We start from the raw sequence: 1053 nt of genomic DNA, 5'->3' as shown, positions 1-1053 counted from the left end.
GGCGCTGGGGCCGGTCTTCGCGCAGCCGGTTCGCTTCATCGACCCGGACCCGGTCGATGACTTCGCGGCCGTATTTGGCGATCACGTGGAACAGATCGTAGACCACCCGCGCTTGCGGGCAGTGCTGCCGAACTTCCAGGTCGAACGCCGTGTTCATGTCCATTGCCACCGCTTCGATCCGCGCGCAGCGCTCGGGGCCGAGCCATTCGAAAAAAGGACGCACCGCTTCGCGGCTGCGGCCTTCGCCGACCCACAGCACTTGCCTGCTGTCGGCGTCGAGCACGACGGTGGCGTACCGGTGCCCCTTGAACAACGCAAATTCATCCATCACGAGGCGCGTAGGTTGCGCCTCGGGCAGCGCAGCGAGCTTGCGCTGCAGCGCCTGCTGGTGGATGTGGCGCACCGTGCTCCAGTGGAGGCCGGTGAGCTGGCAGACGTGAGAAATCGGCATGCGCTCGCTCCATAGTGCGACGAACGCAGCCAGGCGTCGCGTCACCCGCGAGTAGGAGTCCAGCCAGCTGACGCGCTGGACAGCCGTGCGCCCACAACCATCGCACCGGAGCCGGTAGACCGCCACCGACAAGACTAGTGCTCGCCCGACGATAGGCAAATCGTGCACCGTGCGCCAACAGACGTCATGCACCTTGGGGGCCGCGCTTGCACAATGGCGGCAAATGCGCGGCGCGGATGGACAGGGTTCCAGGCGGATGGATACCGATTGGCCCTGCTCGGTGAACGAAGTGACGGCAAAGCCTTCCCAGAACGGGAGGCTGAGACTATGATCTGGCATGAGAGCGGTAGGTTGAGTTGGTTGGGTTTGGTCGCACAAACACAATAACTCTTCCTTACTGCTCTCTTGCGTTTACAGCAGGTTCATCCCGGAAATCCGCGATGAACCAAAAAAATCTATGGTCACCCTCCTTTTAACAACCCCGATTTCGTATGATGTAGTTGGCTTGCTCAAATCTATCCGGCGTTAAGTTGGAGACTTGCTCCGCGCCACGATGAGAGTCGCGCCTGACGGACCTAAAAAACGCCTCGGTCTACATGAGC

The 1053-nt window shown here is 61.3% G+C and carries 1 protein-coding gene; it reads right to left on the bottom strand.

Going from position 1 to position 1053, the window contains the following annotated elements:
* Nucleotides 1-790: ISL3 family transposase (locus LE190_RS21305; RefSeq protein ID WP_225240589.1), on the bottom strand; the 790-nt coding region annotated here is incomplete at its 3' end.
* Between the last annotated feature and the right edge of the window lie 263 nt (nt 791-1053).

Origin of the sequence: Massilia hydrophila, assembly GCF_020208145.1 — a bacterium.
Classification (GTDB): domain Bacteria; phylum Pseudomonadota; class Gammaproteobacteria; order Burkholderiales; family Burkholderiaceae_D; genus Telluria; species Telluria hydrophila.
This window is presented reverse-complemented; position numbering and strand designations above follow the sequence as displayed.